At 65.9% G+C, this 7,083-nt stretch carries 8 protein-coding genes; 4 read left to right on the forward strand and 4 right to left on the reverse strand.

The genetic code is table 11. From position 1 onward, the window contains the following. Window positions 1-39 precede the first annotated feature (39 nt). The 4 genes from ACP7AU_RS14990 to ACP7AU_RS15005 are packed head-to-tail and all read left to right on the forward strand — an operon-like array spanning window position 40 to window position 2,815. Window positions 40-468 carry a hypothetical protein gene (locus tag ACP7AU_RS14990; protein WP_426051924.1) on the forward strand — a complete coding sequence of 143 codons (429 nt, stop codon included), beginning with the start codon at window positions 40-42 and terminating at the stop codon, window positions 466-468. Further along, on the forward strand, window positions 465-983 hold the full coding sequence (locus tag ACP7AU_RS14995; RefSeq protein ID WP_426051925.1) for a redoxin domain-containing protein: 519 nt from the start codon (window positions 465-467) through the stop codon (window positions 981-983). Before ACP7AU_RS14990 ends, ACP7AU_RS14995 begins: the two co-directional genes overlap by 4 nt. Continuing rightward, window positions 984-2,108: an NAD(P)/FAD-dependent oxidoreductase gene (locus ACP7AU_RS15000; protein WP_426051926.1), complete on the forward strand. Its 1,125-nt coding sequence runs from the start codon at window positions 984-986 to the stop codon at window positions 2,106-2,108. It abuts the gene before it with no gap. Between the two features lie 2 nt (window positions 2,109-2,110). Continuing rightward, complete coding sequence (locus tag ACP7AU_RS15005; RefSeq protein WP_426051927.1) at window positions 2,111-2,815, forward strand: flavodoxin family protein; 705 nt, start codon at window positions 2,111-2,113, stop codon at window positions 2,813-2,815. A gap of 159 nt (window positions 2,816-2,974) precedes the next feature. On the opposite strand, the gene ACP7AU_RS15010 is transcribed toward ACP7AU_RS15005, so the two are convergent. The 4 genes from ACP7AU_RS15010 to ACP7AU_RS15025 are packed head-to-tail and all read right to left on the reverse strand — an operon-like array spanning window position 2,975 to window position 7,003. Then, complete coding sequence (locus tag ACP7AU_RS15010; RefSeq protein WP_426051928.1) at window positions 2,975-4,396, reverse strand: dihydrolipoyl dehydrogenase family protein; 1,422 nt, start codon at window positions 4,394-4,396, stop codon at window positions 2,975-2,977. Continuing rightward, the gene (locus ACP7AU_RS15015) at window positions 4,393-5,109 is read right to left on the reverse strand and encodes a TVP38/TMEM64 family protein (RefSeq protein WP_426051929.1); all 717 of its coding nucleotides are present in this window, start codon (window positions 5,107-5,109) and stop codon (window positions 4,393-4,395) included. Before ACP7AU_RS15015 ends, ACP7AU_RS15010 begins: the two co-directional genes overlap by 4 nt. Next, window positions 5,109-5,939, reverse strand: a complete 831-nt coding sequence (locus ACP7AU_RS15020; RefSeq protein WP_426051930.1) for a DUF547 domain-containing protein — start codon at window positions 5,937-5,939, stop codon at window positions 5,109-5,111. The genes ACP7AU_RS15015 and ACP7AU_RS15020 overlap by 1 nt, the downstream gene beginning before the upstream one ends. Window positions 5,940-5,941: 2 nt before the next feature. Continuing rightward, the gene (locus ACP7AU_RS15025) at window positions 5,942-7,003 is read right to left on the reverse strand and encodes a TonB-dependent receptor plug domain-containing protein (protein ID WP_426051931.1); all 1,062 of its coding nucleotides are present in this window, start codon (window positions 7,001-7,003) and stop codon (window positions 5,942-5,944) included. Window positions 7,004-7,083 lie beyond the last annotated feature (80 nt).

Consider the following 7,083-nt stretch of genomic DNA (forward strand, 5'->3'; position numbering starts at 1 on the left):
CGAATAGGCCCGCAGCCGTTCGGCCGATGTGGAGCGCCCATGAACCCGACCATTCGCAATCTCGATCTGTCTCTCCTGCTGCTGAGGCTGGGCGTTGGCCTGGTGATGTCGATGTGGACGGCAGACAAATTCATCAACCCGGCCCACAGCGGTGCGGTCTTGGAGAACTTCTACGGCCTGCCCGCATTAGGACCGGGGGTGTTCGTCGTCCTCGGCGTCGTCCAGGCCTTGATCGTGCTCCTGTTCGTGACCGGTACCTTGCGTGGGTTCTCCTACGCGGCCGTGCTGCTGATGCACGGGGCTTCGACCCTGTCGTCCTGGAAACAGTACCTGGACGGTTTCGACAACCTGCTTTTCTTTGCCGCCTGGCCGATGCTGGCGGCCTGTATCACCCTGTTCCTGCTTCGCACCCATGATCGGCTTCTGTCCGTGGATGCGATGCGCCAAAGCCAAAAGCCGACCGCATGACCGACCCTGCCCGCATCCCCGCCGGAAGCGCCTTCCCCGCCCTTGAGTGGAGCCAGACCGATGGCGGGATGCTCGCTCCGGCCGGTACGGAGGGCTGGCGTCTTCTGGTGGTTTATCGCGGGGCCCACTGTCCCCTGTGCCGCAAATACCTGAAGACACTGGAGTCTCTGCAGCCCGCCTTCGCCGACGCGGGCATTGCGGTCGCGGCATTGTCTGCGGATCCCGGCGAGCGCGCCATCAAAGAGGCGGGCGAGGAGGGTTGGACCTTCCCGGTCGGTTACGACCTGACACCAGATCAGATGCGGACACTGGGCCTGTACGTCTCGTCGCCGCGCTCGCCTGAGGAAACCGACCGCGATTTCGCCGAACCGGGCCTGTTCGTCATCAACCCGCAGGGCGCGATCCAGATCGTCGATGTATCGAACGCGCCATTCGCCAGACCGGATCTCGAAGGTCTTTTGCATGGGCTGAAGTTCCTCATCGCCAAGGACTATCCGATCCGCGGGACAGCCTGAGTGGTCGGTCGCCGGCTCGTTCTGGTCGGCGCCGGCCACGCCCATCTGCACCTGCTGCGACAGGCCAGTCGCTTGCGCACTGCCGGCGTGGACGTCACCCTGATCGCCCCGCCCCGGTTCCAGTATTCTGGTTTGGCCAGCGGCGTTCTCTCCGGTGCGCTCCAGCCTGAAGCGGCCGAGATCGATATCGCGGCCCTGGCTGCGGCCTTTGGCGTTCGTCATCTGCCGCAGCCGGTTATCGGCATCGATCGCGCCGCCCGCCTTGTCACCGTCGCAAGCGGTGAGACCAAGCCCTACGATCGCCTCTCCCTGAACATCGGCAGCGTGGCGTCGGACCCCTATGGGCTGATCTCCCAAAAGGACGTCTGGCCCATCAAGCCTCTGGCCGCGCTTCTTGCGTTGCGCGCCCGGCTTGAGACGTTGTGGGCCCGGGACCGCCAAACGGTGCGTGTCGTGGTCGCCGGGGGGGGGCACAGCGCCCTGGAAATCGCAGCCAGCCTGTGTGGTCTGGCGGAACGAAATGGCGTTCGTCCCGATGTGACAGTGATTGCGCCAGAGCCCGGGGCAAGCCTGCCACCATCCGCCCGGACCCGGCTCCTGGCGGCGCTGACGGCACGGGGTGTGATTTTCCAAACCGGCGTGGTGGTCGGACGGTCAAAGGGGGGTTGCCACATGTCGGACGGAACAGTCTGTCCCTGCGATTTTCTGGTCCTGGCCGCCGGGCTTGCCGCCCCATCTCTGATCGCCGATCTGAACTTGCCCGTGGACGGTGATGGCCGGTTGCGCGTGAGGCCCACGATGCAGTCCGTCGACGACCCCGCAATATTCGCGGTTGGTGACTGCGCCGTGATCGACGGCCATGAGCGGCCGGCGACGGGCGTGTTCGGCGTCCGAGCCGCTCCCATCATGCTGAGCAATCTTGCCGCGCTCGGGGACGGTCGACCCGCGCGCCTCTATCGTCCCCAAAGGAAATGGCTGTCCATCATGGACCTCGGCGACGACCGGGGCCTCGCGTTGCGCGGCCAGTTCTGGTCGCTGGGGGGACCGGCCCTTCGCCTGAAGCGTTACCTCGACCTGGGCTTCGTCCGGCGCATGCGCGCGCCGGCGCCTTCAAACGGAGAATGATCATGACGAACTACGATGACGTCAGCGCCGTCTTTATCAACACCAGCCTGAAGCGCTCCAGCGAGACCTCCCATACCCAGACCCTGATGGACGTCGCCATCGCCATCATGGAGGCCCAGGGGGTCAAGATCACCACCCTGCGCGCCGCCGATCTGGACATTCCGCCGGGCGTGCAGCCCGACATGACCGAACACGGCTGGGACAGCGACGGCTGGCCGGCGGTGCAGAAACAGGTAATGGCAGCCAACATCCTCGTCATCGGCACGCCGATCTGGCTAGGCGACAAGTCGTCGATCTGCACCCGCGTGATCGAGCGGCTTTACGGCTATTCCGGCAGGCTGAACGACCAGGGCCAGTGGGCCTACTACGGCCGGGTCGGCGGCTGCATCGTCACTGGCAATGAGGACGGCATCAAACACTGCGCCATGAACATCCTCTATTCGCTTCAGCACCTCGGCTATGTGATCCCGCCCCAGGCCGATGCCGGCTGGATCGGCGAGGCGGGACCCGGACCATCCTACGGTGACGACGGCAAGGTCGGGCTGGACAATGAATTCACCCAGCGCAACACCACCTTCATGGCCTGGAACCTGATGCATATGGCGCGGATGCTGAAGGACGCTGGCGGCATTCCGGCCCATGGCAATCAGAAGACCGCCTGGGACAAGGGTGAGCGGTTCGAACATCCCAACCCGGAGTATCGCTGACTGCTGGTGGCCTCACCCTTACGATAGCGCGGTCGTCGAAACGGAACGGCTGCCGACAATCAACCGACAGCAGGCGCCGAAAACGCTGCCGACGCACACGGACGGCGGATGCCGGAAGCCTGCGCAGAGGCGGACCAGAGCTGACGAGCCAAACCCGGCTCAGGCGAACCGTTTCAGGATCGATACCAGTTTGCGGGTCCGGCTCGAAAACAGGGCGGGGGTGTACCACTGACCAGCCAGCCGCTTGCCGATTTCGCCTCGGGTCGGATAGGGGGCGATCATGCTGGTTAGTTGGCTAAGCTTCAGGCCCGCCGACATCACCAACGACCAAAGGTGGATGTGATCCCCGGCGTGACGGCCGACGAGAGTGACCCCGAGAACCTTGCCCTTCTTCGTGGTGATCAGCTTGCCGAAACCGCGGGTGTCGCCCTCGGCGATCGCCCGATCATTCTCGGCAAAGTCGAAGGTCTCGACGCGGATGTCCTCGCCATGGGTCTTGCGCGCCTCGGCCTCGCCGAGACCGATCGAGGCCAGCTCCGGGTCGCAATAGGTGACGCGTGGAACCCGAAGACCATCGGCGTTGACCGGCAGGGCGAAGACAGCCCGTCGGACCAACAGCGAGGCATGCGCTCCGGCCAGATGGGTGAACTGTCCGCGCCCCGCGGCGTCGCCGACGGCGTAGACCCGCTTGTTACTGCTGCGCAGGGACTTGTCCGTGACGATGCCGTTGCGGTCAGTAGTGACCCCGGCCTTGTCGAGATCGAGCCCGTCCAACGAAGGCTTGCGACCGACAGCGATCAGCAGATGGCTGCCCGAGATCTTGCGCGTCCGGCCGTCGCACTCGACCGTCAGCGTTGGTCCGGCCTCGACCTGCGTCGCCTTGCAGCCGGCCATCACCTCGACGCCGTCGGCGCGAAGTTGGGCCAGAACCACGGCGGCGGCTTCGGGATCCTCGCGCCTCAGCAGGGCGTCGGCCTCGATGATCACCACCTCCGAGCCCAGTCGCCGGAAAGCCTGGCCCAGTTCGACGCCGATCGGGCCGCCGCCGAGCACAATCAGACGCTCCGGCAGTTCGGTCAGGTCGAACAGGCTCTCATTGGTCAGATAGGGGACGGTTTCGAGGCCGGGGATAGGCGGCACGGCGGCGCGGGAGCCCGTCGCCACGACAATCTTGCGCGGTTCGACGCGGACGCTGTCGCTGGCAAGCGTGCGGTCATCGACGAAGCGGGCGGCCTCGCGCACGACCTGTATGCCGAAGCCCTCAAAGCGGGACTGGCTGTCATTGGGGGCGATGGCGGCGATGGCGGCGTGGACGTGGGCCATTACCTTGGCGAAGTCGACCGTCACCGCGCCGGACGAGACACCGAGGCCTCCGGCCGTACGCGCCTCATGCGCGGCGCTGGCAGCGGCGATCAGGGCCTTAGACGGGACGCAGCCATAGTTGAGGCAGTCTCCGCCCATCTCGCCCTTTTCGAACAGCACGACGCTAAGCCCCAACTGCGCCGCACCCGCCGCGACCGACAGACCGCCCGAGCCGGCTCCGATGACGGCCATGTCAACCTTGAGCGTTTTCGCGCTCACAGGGCGTCTCCGGTCTTGGCGCTGCGGCGCTGGTACAGCGTGACCCCGAGCGAGAGCAGGCCGAGGCCGACTAGGGGCAGAAGGATTTTCGGTTCGAAGATGACGCCCGCGTCCGGAGCCTCGCCGCGTGCGATCAGTTCACCGATCCCGGCCCCGATGCCGCTGTAGATGAAGGTCGCCGGCATGATGCCGAGGAAGGTCGCCAGCGCATAAGCGCGCAGCGGCGCATGGGCGAGAGCGGCCGCGATATTGACCAGCCAGAACGGGGCCAGCGGCACCAGTCGCAGGGTCAGGATATAGCCGAAGGCTCCGGCCTCGACGCCGTCGATCACCGCCTTCAGCTTGCCGCCCGAGGCCTCGCCCCGGCGGCGCATGGCGGCGCCCAGGGAGGTGCGGACGGCATAGAAGACGGCGATGGCCCCGAGGGTGGCTCCGACCACGGTGGCCGTGCCACCGACCCAGGGCCCGAACAGGTAGCCGCCGGTCAGGGTCATGATCAGGGCTCCTGGCAGGCTGACCGCCGTGGCCACCGCATAGACAGCGATGAAGGTGGCCAGGGCGAGGAGCAGATTGTCACTGACGAAGGTGCGCAAGGCCGCCTCATGGGTCTGCAGCGCCTCAATATTGAGGTAGCGGGTCACGCCGCTGGCGAACACTCCGATGACCACGACAGCGAGGAGCAGCAACGGCAGATAGGGTTTGATCCGGCTCATCAGCTTCCCGTCGTGGCGTTTATCGCCCAGTTGTAGTCGTCGCCGGCGATGCGGCTGGTCTGACGTAGCCGGGCGGCCAGCGGCGCGGCGGCATACTGGCTGAGGTGGGCGATGACGCGGGCGTCGGTGCCGCCGAAGTCGGCAGCATACCATTTGTAGATCGAGGACACGGTCAGCGACGACCCGTTAAAATCGACCCCACGTGAATGATTGACATAGCCGCGTGCGGAGGCGTCCAGCCCCGCCCCGAGGCCCGCGCCCCGCCAGGCGCGCAGCAGCAGGTTGGGACAACTGAACGAGGCGCAGTTAACCGCATAGTGCACGCGCGGATCAGACCAGCCCTTGCGCAGGATTTCATGCTCGATGTCATTCAGCGACAGGTCGACCCCGCCGACCCGGACGACCGTCTTCTTCCACGGCCCTGCGACCAGCAGGGACGAGCGAATGTCGCGGATCGACCGGACTGGCCAGGCGTCCAGCACCACGCGGATCGTCGCGGCATTGTAGAGATTGGCCCAGTAGGCGAACTGTTCAGGCCGGGTCAGGGTCAGCGGATCCAGCACTGATAGGGTGTCGATATAGCGACCCAGCGCCGGCCGGTCGGCACTGGATGCGAGCCAGCCGGCGTAGTCGACCCGCACCACGCCGTCGCGGGAGTTGCGGGCCCGGCACGACAGCAGGGCGTCGAGGGCGGCGTGATCGGCAACGGCACGTCCGGCCTGCCGACCAGCGAAGCGCGTCACGCTCTGCGCCATGACAGACCCCGCCGCCACGCTGACCGTCAGTCCCGCCCCGCCCGCGATCAGGCCGCGTCTATTGAGATGGGTCATGCTCAGAACCTCGCCGTCAGTCGGGAGTAAAGGTAACGGCCATTGATCCCGACCGGAGACAGAACGTCCCAGGGCAGGTTGCCGAAATAGTTGATCGCTGGGTCGGACCGGTCGGGATAGTTGTCCAGCAGATTGGTAACGCCCGCCGTCCACGTCAGGCTCTCGGTAACGTCCAACCCGCCTTCCAGATCCAGGCTAGTCTCGGCGCCAGATCGTTGGCGGGGTTCGAAACCCCCGCCGAAATTGAACACCCGCACCGTCGACCCGTAGCCATTCAGTCGCCCCATCAACCAGTAGCGATCGGCCGTCCATTCCGCCGAGAGCAGTGCCTTCCAGCGCGGCGCGGCCTCCTCCAGCGTGTTGACCTCCTCGGCCCCGATCAGGGCGAAGGCAGGGTCCAGCGCCAGGAGCGCCGCCGGGGTGGCGCGGCGGTCGGTGATCTCCGTCTCCGCATAGCTGTATGCCGCCCCCAGTGTCAGCTGTCCTGCGCTGAACGGGAAGCGCCAGTTGGCCACGGCATCGACACCGGTGGTTTCGGTGTCCACGGCATTGGTGAAAAAGCGCACGGACTGCAGACCTGCGCCACCCGGCTGAGCCTGAACTAAGGCCTCAAGCGCCGGGCCGAAGAACCGGTCCGACAGAGTGATGCGGTCGTCGACCTGGATACGGAAGGCGTCCAGCGACAGGGTCAGGCCGGCGACCGGTTCGGCCGTCACCCCGGCGGACAAGTTCAAGGTTCGCTCCTCGCGCAGATCCTCGGCCCCCAATAACCGAGCGAGGGGGTCAGAGACTGAGAGGGTCCGGGTGCTGGCCAAGGTACCGCCGGCGCCGAAATTGACTGTGCGATCGGTGAAGGCCGTCTGGCCGAGGAAGGGCGCGCGCACGCTGTTGGAGACCGCACCGCGCAGACGGACGGTTGGTTTCACCGCAAATGAACTCGCCAGCTTGCCGCTCAGGGTCTCCCCGAAATCGCTGTAGGTCTCGACGCGGACCGCGCCTTCGATCAGCAGCTGTTCGGTTGGCCGTAGGCTCAGGACCCATTGATGTGATGCGCTCGATCTGATTCAGGCTCTGCGAGGAGTTTGGATATGAGCGACCTTTATTGGCTGACGGACGAGCAGATGGAGCGGCTCAGGCCGCACTT

The organism is Brevundimonas sp. SL161 (assembly GCF_049896985.1).
Lineage (GTDB): Bacteria > Pseudomonadota > Alphaproteobacteria > Caulobacterales > Caulobacteraceae > Brevundimonas.

What these genes read in the sequence shown, in the direction of transcription:
- ACP7AU_RS14990 (WP_426051924.1), top strand. Translation starts at nt 40, where the DNA reads ATGAACCCGACCATTCGCAATCTCGATCTGTCTCTCCTGCTGCTGAGG.
- ACP7AU_RS14995 (WP_426051925.1), top strand. Translation starts at nt 465, where the DNA reads ATGACCGACCCTGCCCGCATCCCCGCCGGAAGCGCCTTCCCCGCCCTT.
- ACP7AU_RS15005 (WP_426051927.1), top strand. Translation starts at nt 2,111, where the DNA reads ATGACGAACTACGATGACGTCAGCGCCGTCTTTATCAACACCAGCCTG.
- ACP7AU_RS15015 (WP_426051929.1), bottom strand. Translation starts at nt 5,109, where the DNA reads ATGAGCCGGATCAAACCCTATCTGCCGTTGCTGCTCCTCGCTGTCGTG.
- ACP7AU_RS15020 (WP_426051930.1), bottom strand. Translation starts at nt 5,939, where the DNA reads ATGACCCATCTCAATAGACGCGGCCTGATCGCGGGCGGGGCGGGACTG.